General features: G+C 62.9%; 19 protein-coding genes. 9 read left to right on the forward strand and 10 right to left on the reverse strand.

Annotation, left to right across the window (positions count from 1 at the left end):
• Positions 1-15: 15 nt before the first annotated feature.
• Positions 16-1,251: an LLM class flavin-dependent oxidoreductase gene (locus tag GSQ89_RS13985; RefSeq protein ID WP_158926098.1), complete on the reverse strand. Its 1,236-nt coding sequence runs from the start codon at positions 1,249-1,251 to the stop codon at positions 16-18.
• A gap of 112 nt (positions 1,252-1,363) precedes the next feature.
• On the opposite strand from GSQ89_RS13985, the gene GSQ89_RS13990 reads away from it, so the two are divergent.
• From GSQ89_RS13990 to GSQ89_RS14000, 3 genes are read left to right on the forward strand one after another with little or no spacing between them, the layout of a single operon-like run.
• Positions 1,364-2,521 carry a YncE family protein gene (locus GSQ89_RS13990; RefSeq protein ID WP_158926100.1) on the forward strand — a complete coding sequence of 386 codons (1,158 nt, stop codon included), beginning with the start codon at positions 1,364-1,366 and terminating at the stop codon, positions 2,519-2,521.
• Positions 2,522-2,545: 24 nt separating this feature from the next.
• A complete protein-coding gene (locus tag GSQ89_RS13995) occupies positions 2,546-3,469 on the forward strand; it encodes a fumarylacetoacetate hydrolase family protein (RefSeq protein ID WP_158926102.1) in 924 nt (307 codons plus the stop codon).
• Between the two features lie 18 nt (positions 3,470-3,487).
• Positions 3,488-4,378, forward strand: a complete 891-nt coding sequence (locus GSQ89_RS14000) for an alpha/beta hydrolase (RefSeq protein ID WP_158926104.1) — start codon at positions 3,488-3,490, stop codon at positions 4,376-4,378.
• Between the two features lie 4 nt (positions 4,379-4,382).
• Here the strand turns inward: GSQ89_RS14000 and GSQ89_RS14005 are convergent, their stop codons facing one another.
• Complete coding sequence (locus GSQ89_RS14005) at positions 4,383-5,546, reverse strand: zinc-binding dehydrogenase (RefSeq protein ID WP_158926107.1); 1,164 nt, start codon at positions 5,544-5,546, stop codon at positions 4,383-4,385.
• A 103-nt stretch (positions 5,547-5,649) separates the two neighbouring features.
• Between GSQ89_RS14005 and GSQ89_RS14010 the strand changes: the two genes are divergently transcribed.
• From GSQ89_RS14010 to msrA, 3 genes are all read left to right on the forward strand, one after another.
• Entirely contained in the window at positions 5,650-6,561 is a 912-nt protein-coding gene (locus GSQ89_RS14010; RefSeq protein ID WP_158926109.1) for an SDR family NAD(P)-dependent oxidoreductase, read from the forward strand.
• A 78-nt stretch (positions 6,562-6,639) separates the two neighbouring features.
• Positions 6,640-7,965, forward strand: a complete 1,326-nt coding sequence (locus GSQ89_RS14015; protein WP_158926112.1) for an MFS transporter — start codon at positions 6,640-6,642, stop codon at positions 7,963-7,965.
• A gap of 307 nt (positions 7,966-8,272) precedes the next feature.
• A complete protein-coding gene (msrA, locus tag GSQ89_RS14020; RefSeq protein ID WP_216856167.1) occupies positions 8,273-8,842 on the forward strand; it encodes a peptide-methionine (S)-S-oxide reductase MsrA in 570 nt (189 codons plus the stop codon).
• 1 nt (position 8,843) lies between these two features.
• Here the strand turns inward: msrA and GSQ89_RS14025 are convergent, their stop codons facing one another.
• Complete coding sequence (locus GSQ89_RS14025; RefSeq protein WP_158926116.1) at positions 8,844-9,689, reverse strand: SDR family NAD(P)-dependent oxidoreductase; 846 nt, start codon at positions 9,687-9,689, stop codon at positions 8,844-8,846.
• Between the two features lie 104 nt (positions 9,690-9,793).
• On the opposite strand from GSQ89_RS14025, the gene GSQ89_RS14030 reads away from it, so the two are divergent.
• A complete protein-coding gene (locus GSQ89_RS14030) occupies positions 9,794-11,224 on the forward strand; it encodes an aldehyde dehydrogenase family protein (protein ID WP_158926118.1) in 1,431 nt (476 codons plus the stop codon).
• 41 nt (positions 11,225-11,265) lie between these two features.
• Here the strand turns inward: GSQ89_RS14030 and msrB are convergent, their stop codons facing one another.
• Complete coding sequence (gene msrB, locus GSQ89_RS14035; RefSeq protein WP_158926120.1) at positions 11,266-11,667, reverse strand: peptide-methionine (R)-S-oxide reductase MsrB; 402 nt, start codon at positions 11,665-11,667, stop codon at positions 11,266-11,268.
• A gap of 218 nt (positions 11,668-11,885) precedes the next feature.
• On the opposite strand from msrB, the gene modA reads away from it, so the two are divergent.
• Entirely contained in the window at positions 11,886-12,650 is a 765-nt protein-coding gene (gene modA, locus GSQ89_RS14040) for a molybdate ABC transporter substrate-binding protein (RefSeq protein ID WP_158926123.1), read from the forward strand.
• Here modA and GSQ89_RS14045 read toward each other — a convergent pair.
• Positions 12,632-13,198, reverse strand: coding sequence for a DUF2478 domain-containing protein (locus GSQ89_RS14045; RefSeq protein ID WP_158926124.1), 567 nt, complete (start codon positions 13,196-13,198; stop codon positions 12,632-12,634). The two genes, modA and GSQ89_RS14045, sit on opposite strands and share 19 nt — an antisense overlap.
• A 232-nt stretch (positions 13,199-13,430) precedes the next feature.
• Here GSQ89_RS14045 and GSQ89_RS14050 point away from each other — a divergent pair, with 232 nt between their 5' ends.
• Positions 13,431-14,858: an NAD-dependent succinate-semialdehyde dehydrogenase gene (locus tag GSQ89_RS14050; RefSeq protein WP_158926126.1), complete on the forward strand. Its 1,428-nt coding sequence runs from the start codon at positions 13,431-13,433 to the stop codon at positions 14,856-14,858.
• 162 nt (positions 14,859-15,020) lie between these two features.
• Here the strand turns inward: GSQ89_RS14050 and GSQ89_RS14055 are convergent, their stop codons facing one another.
• The 5 genes from GSQ89_RS14055 to GSQ89_RS14075 all read right to left on the reverse strand — a co-directional run bounded on the left by GSQ89_RS14055 (position 15,021) and on the right by GSQ89_RS14075 (position 19,538).
• A complete protein-coding gene (locus GSQ89_RS14055) occupies positions 15,021-15,764 on the reverse strand; it encodes an alpha/beta fold hydrolase (RefSeq protein WP_158926128.1) in 744 nt (247 codons plus the stop codon).
• Positions 15,765-15,836: 72 nt separating this feature from the next.
• Positions 15,837-16,589: an SDR family NAD(P)-dependent oxidoreductase gene (locus GSQ89_RS14060; protein ID WP_158926131.1), complete on the reverse strand. Its 753-nt coding sequence runs from the start codon at positions 16,587-16,589 to the stop codon at positions 15,837-15,839.
• Between the two features lie 22 nt (positions 16,590-16,611).
• Entirely contained in the window at positions 16,612-17,535 is a 924-nt protein-coding gene (locus GSQ89_RS14065) for a TIGR03560 family F420-dependent LLM class oxidoreductase (protein ID WP_158926134.1), read from the reverse strand.
• Positions 17,536-17,664: 129 nt separating this feature from the next.
• A complete protein-coding gene (locus GSQ89_RS14070) occupies positions 17,665-18,660 on the reverse strand; it encodes an aldo/keto reductase (RefSeq protein ID WP_158926137.1) in 996 nt (331 codons plus the stop codon).
• A gap of 41 nt (positions 18,661-18,701) precedes the next feature.
• Positions 18,702-19,538: an oxidoreductase gene (locus GSQ89_RS14075; RefSeq protein ID WP_158926139.1), complete on the reverse strand. Its 837-nt coding sequence runs from the start codon at positions 19,536-19,538 to the stop codon at positions 18,702-18,704.

Raw genomic sequence — 19,538 nt, forward strand, 5'->3', positions numbered from 1 at the left:
CGTCTTCAATGTCCGCTAATTCCCGGCCGCGGCCATCCGTTCCTTCTCCGCCATCCGCTGCTTTAGCTGTTCGGGAGTCATCCGGACAATATCCTCATTCTGGTGCGCGTACAAATCGTATCGTTCGGTATCCAGATCCTCCAGCACGATCCGCCCCGCCAGCACATCTTGCTTCCAAGCGTCCTGCCGATCCTGCCGCCCATGGAACTCCGGCATCACCTCCCGAGCGAACAGGTCCAAGCTCTCACAAATATCCTGATGCGAGGTCTTCCCTGCCTGATTCAGCAGGATCACCTGATCGACATGCGCCTCCTCGAACTGCCGCAGCCGCTTGCGAATGGTTTCCGGCGATCCGATCAGCCCATTCCGCAACGCCGCCTGAGCCTTCTCCGTATGCCGCCAATCTTGATACTCGCGCCACAAATCGCCCTTGCCCGGCGCATCGACCCCTTTGCGCCCATAATACGACAGCGCGAAAATGAAGAACGTCCACCCGGCCGCCTTCTCCAGCGCCTCCTCGTCCGTAGGCGCGCACATGAACCCATTCACGATCGCGACGTTCGGGTTGGTCGCATACTCCGTCAGCCGCCGAGGCTGATGTAAATACATGTTATAATATTTATGCACCCACGCCTTCGCCGCATCAGGCGAAACGAAACTGAACCCCAGCGCACCCATGCCCCACTGCCCTGCCTCACCGATCGTGCGGATGTTGGAGCACGCGACCCACAGCGGGGGATGCGGCTTCTGATACGGCTTCGGCACCACATTCCGAGCCGGAAAGTCATGATACTTGCCGTGAAATTCCCAACTGTCATGCGTGAACATCGGGATGATGGCCTGCACCGCCTCTTCCCACCGGTCCCGCTTGTCGCGCACCCGAGTTCCGAACGGATGCAGCTCCGCCGGTCCCGCGCCTTCGCCCATGCCCAGTTCCACCCGCCCGCCGGAGATCTGATCCAGCGTCGCCACCCGCTCCGCCACCCGATGCGGCTGGTTGGTGGTCAACTGGACGATGCCATGCCCCAGCCTGATCCGCTTCGTCCGCTGGCTGGCCGCCGCCAGAAACACTTCGGGCGCCGAGGAATGCGAATACTCCTCCAGAAAGTGATGCTCGACTTCCCACATGTAGTCATAGCCCAGTTTATCCGCCAACTCGACCTGGGACAGTGAGTTCTGAAACAACTCATATTCGCTGGTCGCCGTCCACGGACGGGGCAACTGATGCTCGTAGAAAACACCGAATTTCATCGACTTTCTCCCTGGGCATCACGCTTGCACCCGCCCTATCCAGCGTCAAGGTTGCGCCGTCCCCGTCACACGCCTACCCTATCCGGAACGATAAGCCACGGGGAAACGAACCATGAACATGCGCGCGGCGTTGCTGATAACGTGTGGACTTGCGACCATCACACCCGCCCTCGCCAGCACCCACGACATGCTGATCGGCCTGGATGAAAAAGCCGCCTACGGCCCCAACGGCTCAGTCAACGCCGAACCCGGCCACGATGCCGTGCTGGTCGTGGATGTCTCCAACCCAGCCAAGCCCCGCATCCGCGCATCGCTGCCGCTGATGAACTCCCTGCTTGGCCCGCCCACCAACTTGCAGATCACGTCCGACGGCAAGCTGGGCCTCATCGCCAACTCCGTTGTGATGAACAAGGACGGCGACGCCTGGAAGACTGCGCCCGACAACAAGCTGTTCGTGATCGATCTGAACGCCAACCCACCGAAACTCGCCGACACCGTCACCGTCGGCGCCCAACCGTCCGGCATCGCGATCTCCAACAAAGGCGATCTCGCCCTAACAGCCAATCGCGCCGGCAAAAGCGTCTCCGTTCTGTCCATCCAGAACGGCGTCGTGAAATCCCTCGGCGACGTCCCGATGGAGCAGGAAGCCGCCGCCGTGGTCATCACTCCCGATGGCACGCGAGCCTTCGTCTGCCTGAACCTGGTCAACAAAATCGCCGTCCTCAACATCGACGGCCAGAAAGTCACCTACGACAAGACGCTGGACATCCCGTCCGCGTTCAATCCTTACAACATCGACATCACCCCGGACGGCAAATACGTCATCGCCTCCAACACCGGCGCCATGAAAAACAACGCCGACGCCGAGGTCATCATCGAAGCAACCGGCCCTCATCCGCATGTCGTCAACATCATGTCCCCCGGCACCGGGCCCGAGGGCTTCGCCATTTCCCCGAACGGCAAATGGGCCGCCACGCCGCTGATAGAAGGTTCGGGAGCGAAAGAAAGCGACTGGTTCAAGACCAAGGGCGGCGAACTGGCCGTGATGTCGATCGGACCCGGCGGCAAGCTGACCGTCACCGGCAAGGCCCCATTGGGCAAGCTGCCGGAAGGCATCGCCTACAGCCCGAACAGCGACTATATCTACGTCGGCAACTTCGTCGACAAAGACCTGCAGGTATTCCGGATCAACAACGGAAAACCGACCCAGGTCGGACCCAACATCAAGCTGCCCGGCCAACCCGCCTCGATGCGAGGACTGGCTCGGTAACAACCGTTAGCAGGAGAGCGCGTCATGAAACTGGCATTCTTCGATGATTTCAAACTGGGCGTCGTCAAAGGCGATGCGATCCACGACGTCTCCGCCGTGGTCAAGGACATCCGCCACGTTGGCCCCGGCGACCTGATCAGCAGCTTGATCGCCGATTTCGCCAACTACCGATCCAAACTGGAAGCCGCCGCCACCGGCTCCGGCACGCCGTTGGCCAGTGTCCGCATCCGCCCGCCGCTGCCGAAGCCCGGCAACATCGTCTGCATGGCGGTGAACTACATGGAAGACGGCACGCTGGCGAAACCCGCCCCGATCAACGCCTTCCACAAGGCCTCCACCGCCATCATCGGACCGAACGATACGATGGTGCTGCCCGACGTTCCGGCAACGATCTTCGAGGGCGAAGCCGAAATGGCCCTCGTCATCGGCAAGCGAGCGACCAACGTGAAGGCCGCCGACGCCATGGACTACATCTTCGGCTACATCAACTTCATCGATGGATCGGCCCGAGGCCTGCCGCCCGCCGGCAACGTGTTCTTCCAGATGAAATCCCGCGACACCTTCGCCCCCATCGGCCCGTACCTGGTGACCAAGGACGAAATCGCCAATCCGCAGAAGCTGCCGATCAACCTGTGGGTGAACGGCGACCTGAAGCAGTCTTTCAACACCGACGACATGGCCCACAACATCGGCCGCTGTATCGAATGGGCAACGTCGATCCACACGTTGGAACCCGGCGACATCCTCGCCACCGGCACCAACCATCGCGGCCTGTCCAGCTTCATGGATGGCGACGTCGTCGAACTGGAAACCCAAGGCCTTGGCAAGCTGCGCTTCAATATCCGAGACGAATTGAAACGCACCTGGTCACGCGAAACCCGCCTCGACCGGCAGAAGAAGAACCAGGAAGGTCCAACCCCGCAAATCGGCGGCAAATACGCAAAGTAACAAACGAAAGGATCGACCATGGCCGACCCCGAAATCGCCAAACTGCGCGCCACGATCGCCGCTCGCCCCCGGGCAACGGAAATCGCCCAGATGCGCCTCGATTCCGACGCGCGGGGGTTGGCCTTCGGTTTGGCGGCCGACGTAACCGTGCAGCCGGTGAACGCCAACGGTGTCAAGGCGGAATGGACCTCGACACCGAGCGCAGATCCCGCCAACGCCATCCTGTATCTACACGGTGGCGGCTATGTGATCTGCTCACTGGACAGCCACCGTCATTTGGCGGCCGAAGTCGGCCGGGCCTCTGGCGCCAGGACACTCGCAATCGACTACCGCCTGGCACCGGAGCATCCGTTCCCCGCGCCGGTGGAAGATGCCGTCGCAGCCTATCGCTACATGCTGGACAGCGGCCTTCAACCAAAACACATAGCCTTCGCCGGCGACAGTGCCGGTGGAGGCCTGGTGATCGCCGCCATGCTGGCCGCCCGCGACGCCGGCCTGCCGCTGCCCGGCTGCGGCTGGTGCATCTCCCCCTGGGTAGACATGCAGGCCACAGGCGCATCTTTCATCGACCGAGCCGAAACCGACCCGACAGTGCAGAAGGCCACGATCCAAATGATGGCCGGATTGTATCTCGGCGGCGCCGATCCGCGCCATCCGCATGCCTCACCGATTCACGGCGACTTACGTGGCTTTCCGCCGCTAGTGATCCAGGTCGGATCGGTTGAAACCTTGCTGGACGACTCCATTGCGCTCGCCCGCAAGGCCGGCACGGCGGATGTCCCCGTCGATCTGCAGATATGGCCCGAAATGATCCACATCTGGCACATCTTCTTCCCGGTCCTCTCGGCCGCAAGACGAGCCATCGCGGCCGGCGGCCTGTTCGTGCGCAACACCATCCGGCCGGAGTAGACGCTTACTCCGCCGCCATCCGGGACTGCCCGACGGCCTTCGCCTTCACCACCACCTTGATCGCATCGTCGATGCGTTCCCGAGCATAGCGCAGCGCCGTCGTCAAATCGGCCAGCGGGAACGTGTGCGTGTGGATTTTCGTCGCGTCGAACCGCTTCTGCCGCATGAAGGCTTCGGCACGATGCGTCGCACTTTTGCCCTCGCCGCGAATGCCATACAGGTAGATATTGTTGCGAACGATATTAGCGATATCGATCGTCGCCGGGTCATGCGGGAACGCCGCCAGGCAGATCCGCCCGCCGCGGTTCAGCATCGAAGCCGCCTCATTGATCGCATTCGGCGCACCCGAACACTCGATCACATAATCCACACCCTTGCCGCCGTTCAGCCGGCGCACCGCCTCAACCACATCTTCAACCCGAGCATTCACGACATGATCCGCCCCAAGCTCGACACCCATCTTCAACCGGTTGTCGCGCGTGCCGGTCAGGATCACCGGAGAAGCCCCGAGCGCCTTGGCGACCGCCACCGCCATCAGCCCGATTGGCCCAGGCCCGGTCACAACCACGCTCTCACCCGCCACCAGTCCGCCCAGTTCGGTCAGCCCGTACATCGCGGTGCCAGCGGTCACCACCAGCGTCGCCTCTTCATCGGACATACTGTCCTCGATATGAATCAGCGTGTTGATATGGTTCACCGCATATTCGGCGAAACCGCCATCGGTGGTGAAGCCGTTGGCGCGATGGCCCTTGTTCACGTCGCCATAGTTCAGGCCGTAGTTATGGCACGACGTGTACATGCCCTCACGGCACCGCTTGCACTGCCCGCAACCGGCATGGATCTCGACCGTCACCCGATCGCCGATCGCGTACTCGTCAACACCGGCGCCCAGCGCCACGACAGTGCCCATATATTCGTGGCCGGGCGTGAACCGCTTGTTGAACGGCATGCCGCCTTCGATCATCGCCGGCGGACCATGATAAATGATCTCCAGGTCGGTCGCACAAATCGCAACCGCATCGATCCGCACCAGCACTTCCGCCCGACCCGGCACCGGCGTCGGCTTTTCGCTAAAACTCAACTGGCCCGGATCGCCCAGCACCCACGCCTTCATCGTCTCCGGAACCGGAAAGTCCCGCTCGGTCTTCACGTTGGGATGGCTGTACATCGGCATCTCCTGTGTCCCCGTTGTCCCCGCCATATCACGCGCGTACAATCGACAGCAACAGCAGCCGGAAGTTGCTGTCAGAACATAAAAAGGAAACTGATCCATGGATGTTCGCTTTGATGACCGCGTGGCGATCGTCACCGGAGCCGGCGCCGGCCTCGGCCGCCAGCACGCTTTGCTGCTCGCCTCGCGCGGCGCCAAAGTCGTTGTAAACGACCCCGGCGGAGCGGTTGATGGCACCGGCGGCGCCAACGCGGCAGCCGATGCGGTGGTGGCGCAAATCAAGGCAGCCGGCGGCCAGGCCGTCGCCAGCTATGCCTCCGTCGCCGAGGAAGCCGCCGCCCAAACCATCATCGACACGGCAATCAAAACCTGGGGCCGCCTGGACATCCTGGTCAACAACGCCGGCATCCTGCGCGACAAGGCGTTCAACAACATGACGATGGCGGACTACGAGTTCGTCAATCAGGTGCATCACTTTGGCACCGCCTACTGCATCAAGGCGGCCTGGCCCATCATGCGCAAGCAGTCCTACGGCCGCATCGTCGTCACCACCTCCGGTTCCGGCACGGTCGGCAATTTCGGCCAGGCCAACTACGGCGCCGCGAAAATGGCGGTGAACGGCCTGATCAATGTGCTGCGCCACGAAGGCGCCAAATACAACATCCGCTGCAACGCGATCTCGCCATCCGCCTACACCCGAATGACCGAATCACTCCTCCCGCCCGACATCGCCCCCTGGATGAAGCCCGAACTCGTTTCCCCCATGGTCGCCTGGCTGTGCAGCGAGGAATGCGACCAGAACGGAGAAATCATGGCCGCCACTGCCGGCGGCTACGCCCGTGTGCAGTATTTCGTGAGTGAAGGCGCCCAGTTCGACCCCGCCGAGTCCGTAACGATCGAGATGGTGCGCGATAGTCTTGACCGTATTCGCGACCTGTCCGATGCCAAACCGTATTTCGGTATGATGGGCAACGTCGTGGAAAAACTGCGCGAAATGGGACGCATCAAGTAGCCATTTCCAATCGCCACAAAACCTGACTAAGCTTCCCGACGGAGCGCGCCCCAGAGAGCAGCGCCCGCGGGAGGCAACATGGGACAGACGACGACGGCCAACGGATGGGCGTGGGTTCGCGAAATCAGCCGCTATCAATGGATGGTGTTCCTGATCGCGTGGCTGGGATGGTCACTCGACAATACCGATTTCAGTCTGTTCGCCCTGGTGTTGCATCCGGCGATGACCGAGTTGATCGGCGGGCACCCGACCGCGGCAGATATTGGCCGGGTCGGCGGCTTCCTCAGCATGGCCGGCCTCCTCGGCTGGGCACTCGGCGGCTTCGTGTTCGGAATCCTCGGCGATTACTTCGGGCGGGTCAGAACGCTGATGTTCAGCGTCGTCCTGGTGGCCGTCTTCACCGCGCTGCAAGGCCTGACCCACAGCACCCTGACATTCGGCATCTGCCGCTTCTTCACCGGCGTTGGCACCGGCGCCGAAATCATCCTCGGCATCCCCCTGGTCGCCGAGGCATTCGCCGACATGCACCGCGCCAAGGTCCTGGGCATCATGATGACCGGCGGCGGCTTCGGCAGCCTGATCGGCGGCCAGCTTTTCGCGATCGTCGGACCCTATGGCTGGCGCTACGTCATGTTCACCGGCGTGCTGCCGGCGATCATCCTGGTCCTGCTGCGCCGAGGCCTGGAAGAACCCGAACATTTCCAAGCCGTCGCCGCTCGGCGCAAGGCGATCCGGGCACAGCGGGAACAATCAGCGGCCGACCAGGCCTATCTACGCTTCACCCCGGCGCAACTGTTCTCGCCAGGACTGCGTTACGCCACGTTCATCGGGCTGCTGTTCTGCCTCGGCACCTTGCTGGCGATATGGACCAGTGCCATCTGGCTGCCGACTATCCAGGGACAACTGCTGGCTCGCCAGGGCATCACCGGCCCGGCGGCGGCACCGTTCATCGGCCACGGCATGATGCTGTGGGGATTGGGCGGTATCATCGGCTACGCAACCTTCGGCTTCATCGCCGATGCGATGGGCCGCCGGGCGACCATCATCTTCTACAATGTCGGAACCATCGCGGTCGGGCTTTACATGTATCTGTGGGTGGATACCTGGGATCTGTATCCATATTTGCTGCCGCTGTTCGGATATTTCGTGTTCGGTGTGTTCTCCGGCCACGCCGTCTACCTGCCCGAACTGTTCCCAACCCATGTCCGCGCCACAGCCGTCTCCTTCTGCAACGGCTCCGGCCGCGTCGTCACCAGCTTCGGCCCGCTGGTCGCCGGCCTGCTGGTCGGGATCATGGGCGGCGCCTTCAACCAGGCCACCGCCATCATGACCTGCTTCGCCGGACTGAGTATCATCGCCGCCCTGCTGGGACGGGAAACAAAGGATGAAGTGCTACCGGAGTAACACCACCGCCGTCGCTCACCACTCGTCATGTCGACGAAGGTCGACATCCACGCCTTCGACACGCAAAAGCGAAGGCGTGGACAGCCACTGGCCAACGACAATGTGCTGATACTCGAATTTCCTTTCGTTAATTCGTTAACGGCACCAGTTCGTGCTATTCCGCAATTGCGTTGTCAGGATCAGGCCCATGGTCAAACCCTCACTTGTCGCCACGGCCATATTGGCACTGACCGTCGGATTGGCCCACGCCGAGGGCGCCGAACACGCACTGCCCGTTCCCGCGGTGGATGAGGCAGCAACCACCGGCCTGCAGACCGCCGTCTTCTCAGGCGGCTGCTTCTGGGGCGTTCAGGGCGTATTCGAACACGTGAACGGCGTCACCCGAGCAGTCTCCGGTTACGCCGGCGGCCACGTCGCCAACCCGAGCTACGAACAAGTCAGTTCAGGCGCCACCGGCCACGCGGAATCGGTCCGGGTGACCTTCGACCCCGCCAAGGTCAGCTACGGCACGCTGCTGCGCATCTTCTTTTCGGTCGCCCTGGACCCCACGCAGAAGGACCGGCAAGGTCCAGATTGGGGCACGCAATATCGCTCTGAATTGTTTGTGAACGGTCCGGACCAGGAACGCGTCGCGAAAGCTTATATTGCCCAGCTTGACGCCGCGCATGTCTTCAGCACGCCAATCGCCACGCGCGTCGATCCTGCCGGTCCATTCTACCCCGCCGAGGCGTACCATCAGGACTATCTCGACCTGCACCCGGACCAGCCATACATCGCCATCAACGACATCCCGAAGGTCGAGGCGTTGCAGACGTTGTTCCCCAACAACTGGCAGCCCACACCGGTCAAGGTCGGTAAACTGGCCTCAACCGACTGAATCACCCCTTCAAAAACGCTTCGAATTCCTCTTTGTAATCCGGGTGCCAACGCGACAACGGCGCCCGGTTCTCCGTGATGTCCTGCGCGCCCCACAGAATCCGCTTGTTGTCGATCTCGGTCGTCACCTCATTATCCGGGCAGATGATGTAGAAATCCCGCCGGTTCACCCGCTCGACCATCACATCCACCACCTGCTCCGGCGTCCAGGCACCCGGCGGCTTTTCCGTCCGGTTCCGTCGTGTCATTCCGGTGAACGTAGACCCCGGCACCAGCAGATGCGCCGAAATCCGAGCGCCCTCTTCATTCCGAAGACTGTGGGCCAGCGCCTCGGTCAGCACCTTCACCCCCGCCTTGCTGACATTGTAAGCAGTATCGCCCGGCGGGCACGTAATGCCCTGTTTTGACCCCGTATTGACGATGGCACATTCGTTACGCTGAGCCAGCATGGACGGCGTGAACGTTTGCACGCCATTGATGACGCCCCAAAGATTCACCTCCAGCACACGCCGCCAACGATCGATATGTTCGTATGGCCCGCCACCAGGCGAAGTGCCGGCATTGTTCATCAACACCGCGACCTCCCCAAACCGAGCATAAGCCGCATCCCGCAACGCCTGAACCGACTCCACCCGACTGACATCCGTCGCCACGGTCAGCACCGCATCCCGCCCGGAAACCGCAACCACACTCTCCGCGGCCCGCTCCAGCGCGTCCGCCGAAAGATCGGCCAGACAAACCTTCAGCCCCATCGAGGCAAACCGCACAGCCGCGGCCAGGCCGATGCCGCTGGCCGCACCGGTGATGACCGCAACGCGGCCGGCTTGCAGGGCAGGGTGGTCGGTCATCGATAAAACTCCTTCGCCGAGGGACGGCCCTTGGCCGTCCGTGATATCCAGGACTATATAACGCAGGAAGCCTCGGGCACGAGGCCGGTCAGGAGGATTACAGCATGGAACACGAACGGCAGCACTACGTGAACGGGGCCTGGGTCGACCCGCTGCAACCTACGCTGCTGGACGTCGTCGATCCGTCTACCGAGGAAGCCTTCACGCAGATCGCCGTCGGCGGTCCCAAGGACGTCGATCGCGCCGTCGCTGCCGCCAAGGCCGCATTCCCGTCGTTCTCCCGCACCTCACGCAACGACCGGCTGGATCTGCTGAAAGCCATCCTCTCCGAATACAACAAGCGCAAGCAGGACATCGGCGAGGTCCTGTCCCGCGAAATGGGCGCCCCGGTCGCCTTCGCCGTGCAGCGGCAGGCCGGCACCGGCACCGCCCACCTGACGCGCATGATCCAGGTCCTCGAAACCTACAAGTTCGAAGACGTCGAAGGCTCCACCCTGATCGCTCGCGAACCAATTGGCGTCGTCGGCCTGATCACCCCCTGGAACTGGCCGATCAACCAGATCGTCTGCAAGGTCGCACCGGGCATCGCCGCCGGCTGCACCATGGTGCTGAAACCGTCGGAAGTCGCACCGCTGAACGCCATCATCTGGTCCGAGATCATGCACGCCGCCGGCGTTCCAGCCGGTGTCTACAACATGGTCCAGGGCGAAGGTGGCGTCGTTGGTGAAGCCATGTCGTCTCATCCTGACATCGACATGATGTCGTTCACCGGCTCGACCCGCGCCGGCATCCTGGTGGCACAGGCGGCGGCGAAGACGGTGAAGCGGGTCTCCCAGGAACTGGGCGGCAAGTCCGCCAACATCCTGCTGCCGGACGTCGATTTCCAGACCGCCGTCACCAAGGGCGTGCTGGGAATGATGGGCAACAGCGGCCAGTCCTGCAACGCGCCCACGCGCATGTTCGTCCCCGCTGACCGGCATGAGGAGGTCAAGGCCATCGCCAAGGCCGCCGCCGAACGCGTCGTCGTCGGCAATGTCACTGACGACAAGACGACGATCGGCCCGGTCGTCAGCGAAGTGCAGTTCAACAAAATCCAACGCCTGATCCAGGCCGGCATCGACGAAGGCGCGGAAGTGGTGGCCGGCGGTGTCGGCCGTCCGGAAAACCTCAACCGAGGCTATTTCGTTCGCCCAACGGTATTCGCCGGCGTGCGCAACGACATGACCATCGCGCGCGAGGAAATCTTCGGGCCGGTTCTGTCGATCCTGCCCTACAAGGACGAAGCCGACGCCATCCGCCTGGCCAACGAAACCGTCTACGGCCTGGCGGCTTACGTGCAATCCGGCGACATCAAGAACGCACGCCGCGTCGCGGCCGAGATGCGCGCCGGCAATGTGTTCGTGAACTATCCGTCCAGCGACACAGCCGCACCGTTCGGCGGCTACAAACAGTCCGGCAACGGCCGCGAATACGGCAAGTGGGCACTGGACGACTTCACCGAGATCAAGGCGGTGATCGGCTACGAAGCCGCGTAACGAACAGATTCCGGGCAGGTCGCGGCCTGCCCGGAACCAGCCTAATCCGGCGTGAAATCCATCGCGACACCGTTGATGCAGTAGCGTTGGTACGTCGGCGGCGGGCCGTCGTCGAACACATGCCCCAGATGACTGCCGCAGGTCGCGCAATGCACCTCGGTGCGGATCATTCCAAGGCTTCGATCGACCGTCGTCTCCACCGCCCCCTCGATCGGATCGTTGAAGCTCGGCCATCCGGTTCCGCTCTCAAACTTCAGCTTCGTCTCGAACAGCGGCGTCTCGCAGCCCGCACAAGTGAAGCGGCCGGCCCGCTTTTCCGCCAGCAAGGCGCAACTGCCCGGCGCCTCGGTGCCATGGGAACGCATCACGTAGTATTGCTCCGGCGTCAAAATACGACGCCATTCCGCATCGCTATGGGTGACAGGGTAGGTCTTCACGGACATGTTTGCTTCCTTCTCGCTATCCGAAAGTTGGTGGGGGCAGCGTGGGACACAAGACGCGCCCTGTTATCCTAACCGGCACAGGCATCGACTGTCCGCCCCGTCATGCCCCCGGGTCAATCCCGTCGGCGCGCCGAACATTCGCGCTGCCGATGCATCTATACCGAAACGGATGAAACCATTATAGAATGGTTCGGATCGAGCAAACGAGGCATACACACGTGATTCTCTCCCGGCGAGGCCTGCTCAGTTCTCTGCTCGCCCTGCCTGCGGCGCAGTCCGAAGCGGCGCCCGCCCCTGTCCAAATCTACGCCGCCATGACATTTCGTCCCGCGCTGGACCGCGTCCTGGCGGCCTATCGCGACACCGGCGGCGCCGCGGTCGCGGTCTACGCGCCAACGCCAGTCCTGATCCGCCAACTCACCGGCGGCGCGCCGGCCGATATCCTGCTGACCGCCGATCCAACCTGGATGGATGAGGCCGTACGCCAGAAACTGGTCCGCCCGAAATCCCGGACCAATCTCATGACCAACGACCTTGTGCTCGCCGGCCCGGCCGGCAGCCCGATCGTCGGCATCATCTCCCGGACCTTCTCGCTGCAAGCCCGGCTTGGTGGCGGCCGGCTCGCCATGTGTGACCCCGACCACGACCCAGCCGGGCGATACGCCAAACAAAGCCTCCAGGCGCTCGGTTTTTGGCCGATGGTTGCGTCCCATATCGCAATCGCGGAAAGCGCGCCAGCGGCCGTCGTCCTTGTGGATAAGGGAGAAGCCGCCGCCGCGGCCTGCTTCAAAACCGATGTGCACGGCGATCCGCATGTTGTCGCCATCGGCACATTCCCCCCGGACTCGCACGCACCGATCGTCTATCCCATCGCCCTGGCCAGCGAACTTCGCAACCCCCAGGCGCCCTCGACCCTGGCGTTCCTGCGCTCACCCGCGGCAACGCGCATTTTTACCGATTTCGGCTACACCCCCGCGACCTGACCGGCGATCCCCTGCCGGCGCGCACTGACGGCCCGCTCGACCCAGTCCGCGACCGCCGTCGAAGCCAACGGCAGCACGGTCGCCGCCCCCCCAAGGAAGCGTTCGAGACCCTCCAGCCGAGACACCCGCACCGCAATCAGCACCACCGCGTCGGAGCAGATCGCGTCCGCGATCTCAGCCCGCATGCCGTCCCCCACACTCTCGGCATAACCGAAGCGGTTGACGACGACCACGTCCTGCCTTTGTTCGATGACCCGCCGCAACAGGCACGCGGCATGGGCCAGCGCATCCGGATCGACAATGCAGTCCTTCGCGCCCGGTCCCCGCGGCTGGTCCAGCCGGAGTGTCTCGCCGGTGCCGACATCGTCCAGCCATATGCTCAGCCGGCCATTGGAAAGCCGTTCACCGGTGCGCTGCAGCAGACCCCCGACGGTCATGCCTCGATTGCGGACGCGCCGGACCGCCTCGCCCAGGATGGCATCGACCGCGACGTCCGCATCATACGGCAGCACGCCGACTTTCGCGGCGATGTCCGATAGGGCCGGCATGGGTTGGTTCGTTGCCATGGACCACCTTCGCACATGACCCGGGACATTCAAAACGCGCACCGGCAACCGATCGAGGCTCACGCCGTTCAGACGCCATGAACCCGCCGGCATTGCCAGATGCGCCACCAAATGCGATATACCCGAACGGGAATAGCGCTTACCGCCTGGCGGTATCCGGTCGCCTGCGCGACCCGGCAATCCCGTCACCATGTCCGCAAGGGAACATCCTGATATGTCCAACTACCCACAACTGAAGCTTTACATCGGCGGCGAATGGAAGACCGCGGATGGCGCGCCGGTCCTGAATCCCAACGACGAAAGCGTCCTCGGCATCGTGCCCCACGCCACCCGTTCGGACCTCGACAACGCCCTCGCGGCAGCCGAGGAAGGCTTCAAGCTGTGGTCCCGCACCGCCCCGGCGAAACGCGCCGAGATCATCCTGAAGGCCACCTCGATCATGCGCGGCCGCATCGAGGAGATGGCGGTGGCGATGACCCTGGAACAGGGCAAGCCCATTGCCCAGTCCCGCCTGGAAATCCTGCGCGGCTGTGAGATCATCGAGTGGGACGCTCAGGAAGGTCGCCGCGTCTACGGCCGCATCATCCCCAGCGAGCCCGGCATGCGCCATTCCGTGCTGCGCCAGCCCATCGGCGTAGTCGCCGCCTTCTCCCCCTGGAACTTCCCGATGAGTTCCCCCGCCCGCAAGGTCGGCGGCGCGCTGTCGGCCGGCTGCTCCATCATCCTGAAGGCCTCTGAGGAAACCCCCGCCGGCGCCGTGCAACTGGTGCAGGCCTTCCACGACGCCGGCCTGCCCGCTGGCGTGCTGAACCTGGTGTTCGGCAAACCGTCCGACATCTCCGAATACCTGATCCCGCAACCGTCCGTCCGGTTGGTCACCTTCACCGGGTCGGTGCCGGTCGGCAAGCATCTGTCGTCCCTGGCGGGCGCGCACATGAAGCCGGCGATCATGGAACTGGGCGGCCATTCCCCGGTCTTCGTCTGTGACGATATCGATCCGGTTTCCACTGCCGCGAAATCCGCCATCGGCAAGTCGCGCAACGCCGGCCAGGTCTGTGTTTCCCCTACCCGCTTCTTCGTTCCGGATGCGATTTACGACCAGTTTACCGAAGCCTTCGCCGAGAAGGCCGCCGCGATGAAGGTCGGCGACGGCATGGACCCGGCGAACCAGATGGGACCGCTGGCGAACGAACGCCGCATCGAGGCGATGGAAATGTTCGTCGCCGACGCCAAGTCGAAGGGCGCCAAGATTGCGGCCGGCGGCACCCGTATCGGCAACCGAGGCTACCACTTCCCACTAACCGTCGTCGCCGACATCCCCGACGACGCGCGCGCAATGCGGGAAGAGCCGTTCGGACCGCTCGCCCTGATCAGCCGTGTCCGCAGCCTCGACGAAGCAATCGAGAAAGCCAACTCCGTCCCGTACGGCCTCGCCGCCTACGCCTTCACCAACTCCGCCCGCAACGCCGAACAACTGGCTGAGAGCGTCGAGGTCGGTAACCTGTCAATCAACCACTTCGTCGCCTCCGCCGCCGAGACCCCATTCGGCGGCGTCAAAGACAGCGGCTTCGGCCGCGAGGGTGGTGTCGAAGGATTGCAGTACTACACCGTCACCAAAAACGTTTCGCACCTGACCGCGTAAACCACGAAATCCTCCCTTGGCCGCCGGCCGGGGGAGGGATCGATTACGTCGATGCCCCAATCGTCATGCCGATACCTGGGTCAAGCCCATCGTCATGTCGACGCAGGTCGACATCCACGCCTTAACACCGACGCAGATCGGCATCCGCGCCGCCTCAACGCCCTACCGCCGATGCGCCCTCAGAAACCGCCGCACCCGATCGATCGTCCGAGCCTTCAACTCAGCCGGCTCCCGCCACGGAAACACGTTGATCTCGGCATTTGGGCACAACTGCGCGACCTCAACCGAAGACACCAGCGGATGCGCCGGCACGTCGTCCGGCAGCACCAGGATCGGCGTCTGGCAAGAACGCGCAAAATCCTTCGACACGCTGTAAACAAACTCCGGCCGCACACGGTAAAGGTCGTGCAGGAACTTATCCACCTGCGCCTGCGTCAGATCCGGCCGCTTCGGCAGCAATTCCGGCGCCCACACATCCCGCCCTGAGTTGTACATGTAATCCGGATGATCTGGATGATGCCCAACCGTCTGCACCAGCACGCCGCCAACCACACGCTCCGGCGCCCGTTCCATCAGCTTCATGGCGAAACAACCACCGATGCAGTACCCCATGAACAGGAACTGCTTGATGCCCAGATGGTCCATCAGCCCAAGCTGATCGTCTGCAAAGGCACCCCAAGGATCACTCTCCGGAATGGGGCCAGTCGACTCACCACCATTGGCATTCCGCTGGTCCATCGTGATGCAGCGGAATTCATCCTTGAAAATATCCATGGAGTTGAACACCGCGGTCGGCCAGTTGCTGACACGGGAATTCAACCCACCGCCAGGGGTAACCAGCAACGGAAACCCGCTACCGGCTTCCTCATAGCGAATGCGAACATTGCCTCTTTCATAGAACGGCATAGCGGTTTCTCCTCCTGTTTCGTTGAGTCATCCCGACTTTCGCGAGTACGGGGCAATCCGTAAAGAGATCGGCTACGCCCGCTTGATCGCCAGCGGCCCCGGAGCCTGACACGTCGGCATGATTTCCATCCGGTTTATGTTCATATGCGCCGGCAGGCCAACCACCCAGGCCGCCGCCTCGGCGATGTCGTCCGCCGTCAGCGGCACCGTCCCGGCATAGACCTTGCCAGCCCGTTCCGCATCGCCACCGAACCGGTTGACGCTGAATTCGGTGCCACCCACCAGCCCCGGTTCCAGGTCCGTCACCCGTACCCCCGTGCCCACCAGGTCGGCACGCAAATTCAGGCTGAACTGCGTAACGAACGCCTTGGACGCGCCATACACGTGCCCGCCCGGATACGGGTAGATCGCCGCGGTGCTGCTGATATTGATGACATGGCCCCGATTGCGAGCCACCATCCCCGGCAGCAGCGCATGCGTCATATGCATCATGCCCGAAACGTTCACTGCGACCATATGATCCCAGTCCGCCATGCTCGCCTTGTGCGCCGGATCGAGCCCCCGAGCCAGCCCCGCATTGTTGACCAGCACGTCAACATCCCGCCAATCCGCCGGCAGGCTGCCGGGCAGGGCGCTGACAGCATCGGCATCGGTCACATCCAACGTCAACGCCAGCACCGCCGCCCCGAGTTCCTTCCGCAACGCCTCCAACCGATCCACCCGCCGAGCCGCCGCGATCACACGATGACCATCACCGACGAAACGGCGAGCCATGGCCGCACCAAAACCGGCCGTCGCGCCGGTCACCAGAATTGTCAAAGCCATAAGCAGTCGGTTCCTTTGTCAGCTACGCCATATGCGGAATAACATCGGACGCCAGCAGCTCCAGCGTTTCCGCGTCATTCTTATACGCGCTGCAAATGAACAACTGCACCCCCGCATCGCCGTATCGACCGATCAGGTCTCTCACCTGGGACATCGTTCCGGCAAATCCCCGGAACGGTCCCGACACACCCAGCCGAATGCGCTTCGCCGCCAGCGCCGCCTCATCGCGGGCCAGCATCAAACTGAGCGTGTTGGTCCGTTCGATCGCGTCGTAACGACTCCCTTCCGCCTCGCAATGTCGCCGCAGGATTTCAAACTTCCGCCCCACCTCCGCCGGGTCACCGAACACATTGCAGGCATCCCCCAACCGAGCCACCACGCGCAACGTCAGTTGCTCCCCACCGCCCGCGATCATCACCGGCGGCCGCCGAGCTGGTTTCGGTTCCAGAATGGCGTCTTCCACATGAAAATAACGGCCGTGGAACGACGTCCGCCTCTCTGACCACATCGCCTTGATCAGCTTGACCGCTTCCTCCAACTGCCGGATGCGTACCGCCGGCCGTTCCGGAAACTCCCAGCCATATTGCCGGTATTCCGTATCGAACCAGCCAGCGCCGATCCCCAGCGTCAGCCGTCCGCGGCTGATCAGATCGACCCCCGCTGCGATTTTCGCCAGATGTGCCGGGTTGCGATAAGCAACCGACGACGCCAGCGTCGCCAACCGAATGCGGCTGGTGACCGCCGCCAGCGCCGACAGCACGGTCCAGCCCTCGATAAACGGCTCATCAGCCGCCCCGACCGGCGGAATCTGGATCAGATGATCCATCACCGAAAACCAAGTGAACCCATGGTTCTCGGCCCACTGAGCCTTCCCTTTGATCCCCTCGAAAGCCTCCGCCGGATCGGACCCAAACACGAACGATGGATTATGGATACCAAACCGCATGCCCGTCCTCCCAAAATCGAATACTGACCGCCGCTGACGTAGGCCCTCCGACCGGTCCAACCCGTCATGCCGACGGAGGTCGGCATCCACGCCTTTCACAGATGAAAGCAAAGGCGAATTGGCAACCGATCACCGCTCCGCGTCGACCGCCCGCCAACCATGCGTCATATCATCCAACCGGCCGAAAAGCTCCGACTGCAACCGCCCCTTTTCCGCCGCGGCCAGGCTGTCCGCAAGCTGCTCCGGCCGGCTGGCACCAATGATCGGCGCCGTGATCGCCGGCTGAGACAACACCCACGACAGCGCCAACGTCGCCATGCTCATCCCCGCTTCGGCCGCAACCGGCCGCAGCGCCTCAATCGTTTCAAACTGCCTCTCGTTCCAGTAACGGTCCTGATACCGCTTGGCAGCGCTCCCCAGAGCGAAGCGTGTTCCCTCCGGCGGCGGCGCCTGCCGGTCATGCTTGCCGGTCAGCAGCCCGCCGGCCAGCGGGTTGTACGGTATAACCGCAATCCCCTCCTCCTCGCACAGCGGCAACAGGTCGCGCTCAAAACTCCGGAACAGCAAATTATACCGAGGCTGCACCGAAGCCACCTTCACCAAATTCCTCACCTCGCTCCGTCCCACCGCTCGGGCGACCTTATACGCCGGCCAGTTCGAAACGCCGACATAACGAGCCTTCCCCGACCGGACCACGGTGTCCAACGCCTCCAGCGCCTCATCGATCGGCGTATGCCGGTCATAGCCATGCAACTGGTACAGATCGACATAATCCGTCCCCAGCCGCCGCAGCGAAGCATCGATCGCGTCGAGGATATGTTTGCGCGACATCCCCAACTCCCAAGGCTTCGGACCCATCTGACCCACGCATTTCGTGGCCAGGATGAAATCATGCCGCTTGCCCTTCAGCCAGCCGCCGACGATCTCCTCAGTCCGCCCGGCCGTCGTCCGTCCACCACCCAGCGGATACACATCGGCGGTATCAAAGAAGTCGATCCCACCCGAGGCCGCCGCATCCATGATCGAATGGCTCCGAGCCTCATCGCATTGCAGCCCGAACGTCATCGTCCCAAGGCAAAGCCGGGAAACACGCAAGCCGGTACCGCCGAATTTCACATACTGCATGACATCGGGTCCTTATTTTCGCAAAATCCGCCGAGGCAACGCTATCCCTGAACAGGATAGTCCGCACCGATGGCCACGTCCGCCCACGTATCCAGATCGCGGCGCTGCGCATCCATCTCCGCCCCAATGCGTTCGACGGCGGAACGGCCAAGCGCCAGCCGGAACGGAGGCTTCTCAGCTTCCACGGCCTTGATAATAGCATCCGCGGCACGAACCGGATCACCAGCCTGCCGTCCATCATTGGTAAGATTTTCCTTACGCCGCAAACCAGCCGTCTGCGCATAAGCATCGATCGTCCGGGCCGACTGCCGCAACGACCGCCCCGCAAAATCCGTCCGAAACCCGCTCGGTTCTACCACCATCACGCCGATACCCAGCGGCCTCAACTCCTTGCGCAGCGCATCCGACATCCCCTCGACCGCGAACTTGCTCGCCGAGTAAAACCCCGAACCAGGCGCCGCCATCCGCCCGCCCACGGATGAAATATTGATGATATAGCCCCGGCTCCTGGCACGCATCCCCGGCAGAACGGCCTGCGTCATGGCGACAAGGCCAAAGAAATTGGTATCGAACAGAGTACGAATTTCCGTCTCGCTGGCTTCCTCAACAGCGCCGCGATAGCCATAACCCGCATTGTTCACCAGCACATCGACGGCACCAAACCGAGCCTCCGCCTGTCGCACCGCCTCGGCGATCTCCACGCCATCCGTAACGTCCAACCGCACCGCCAATCCCGTATCGGCATGTCCGGCGACAATATCCGCCACCGTCGCTGGATCGCGCGCCGTAACAACAGCATTCCAGCCCCGAGCCAGCACGGAACGAGCCAAATCGCGGCCCAGCCCCGTGGAGCAGCCGGTAATCATCCATGTCGGCAT

This window comes from Acidisphaera sp. S103, assembly GCF_009765975.1.
Classification (GTDB): domain Bacteria; phylum Pseudomonadota; class Alphaproteobacteria; order Acetobacterales; family Acetobacteraceae; genus Rhodopila.

What these genes read in the sequence shown, in the direction of transcription:
- GSQ89_RS13990 (WP_158926100.1), top strand. Translation starts at nt 1,364, where the DNA reads ATGAACATGCGCGCGGCGTTGCTGATAACGTGTGGACTTGCGACCATC.
- GSQ89_RS13985 (WP_158926098.1), bottom strand. Translation starts at nt 1,251, where the DNA reads ATGAAATTCGGTGTTTTCTACGAGCATCAGTTGCCCCGTCCGTGGACG.
- msrB (WP_158926120.1), bottom strand. Translation starts at nt 11,667, where the DNA reads ATGTCCGTGAAGACCTACCCTGTCACCCATAGCGATGCGGAATGGCGT.
- GSQ89_RS14010 (WP_158926109.1), top strand. Translation starts at nt 5,650, where the DNA reads ATGGATGTTCGCTTTGATGACCGCGTGGCGATCGTCACCGGAGCCGGC.
- GSQ89_RS14075 (WP_158926139.1), bottom strand. Translation starts at nt 19,538, where the DNA reads ATGCCGACATGGATGATTACCGGCTGCTCCACGGGGCTGGGCCGCGAT.
- GSQ89_RS14055 (WP_158926128.1), bottom strand. Translation starts at nt 15,764, where the DNA reads ATGCCGTTCTATGAAAGAGGCAATGTTCGCATTCGCTATGAGGAAGCC.
- GSQ89_RS14065 (WP_158926134.1), bottom strand. Translation starts at nt 17,535, where the DNA reads ATGCGGTTTGGTATCCATAATCCATCGTTCGTGTTTGGGTCCGATCCG.
- GSQ89_RS14070 (WP_158926137.1), bottom strand. Translation starts at nt 18,660, where the DNA reads ATGCAGTATGTGAAATTCGGCGGTACCGGCTTGCGTGTTTCCCGGCTT.
- GSQ89_RS14005 (WP_158926107.1), bottom strand. Translation starts at nt 5,546, where the DNA reads ATGTACAGCCATCCCAACGTGAAGACCGAGCGGGACTTTCCGGTTCCG.
- GSQ89_RS14015 (WP_158926112.1), top strand. Translation starts at nt 6,640, where the DNA reads ATGGGACAGACGACGACGGCCAACGGATGGGCGTGGGTTCGCGAAATC.
- GSQ89_RS14045 (WP_158926124.1), bottom strand. Translation starts at nt 13,198, where the DNA reads ATGCCGGCCCTATCGGACATCGCCGCGAAAGTCGGCGTGCTGCCGTAT.
- GSQ89_RS14030 (WP_158926118.1), top strand. Translation starts at nt 9,794, where the DNA reads ATGGAACACGAACGGCAGCACTACGTGAACGGGGCCTGGGTCGACCCG.
- GSQ89_RS13995 (WP_158926102.1), top strand. Translation starts at nt 2,546, where the DNA reads ATGAAACTGGCATTCTTCGATGATTTCAAACTGGGCGTCGTCAAAGGC.
- GSQ89_RS14000 (WP_158926104.1), top strand. Translation starts at nt 3,488, where the DNA reads ATGGCCGACCCCGAAATCGCCAAACTGCGCGCCACGATCGCCGCTCGC.
- GSQ89_RS14025 (WP_158926116.1), bottom strand. Translation starts at nt 9,689, where the DNA reads ATGACCGACCACCCTGCCCTGCAAGCCGGCCGCGTTGCGGTCATCACC.
- GSQ89_RS14060 (WP_158926131.1), bottom strand. Translation starts at nt 16,589, where the DNA reads ATGGCTTTGACAATTCTGGTGACCGGCGCGACGGCCGGTTTTGGTGCG.
- GSQ89_RS14050 (WP_158926126.1), top strand. Translation starts at nt 13,431, where the DNA reads ATGTCCAACTACCCACAACTGAAGCTTTACATCGGCGGCGAATGGAAG.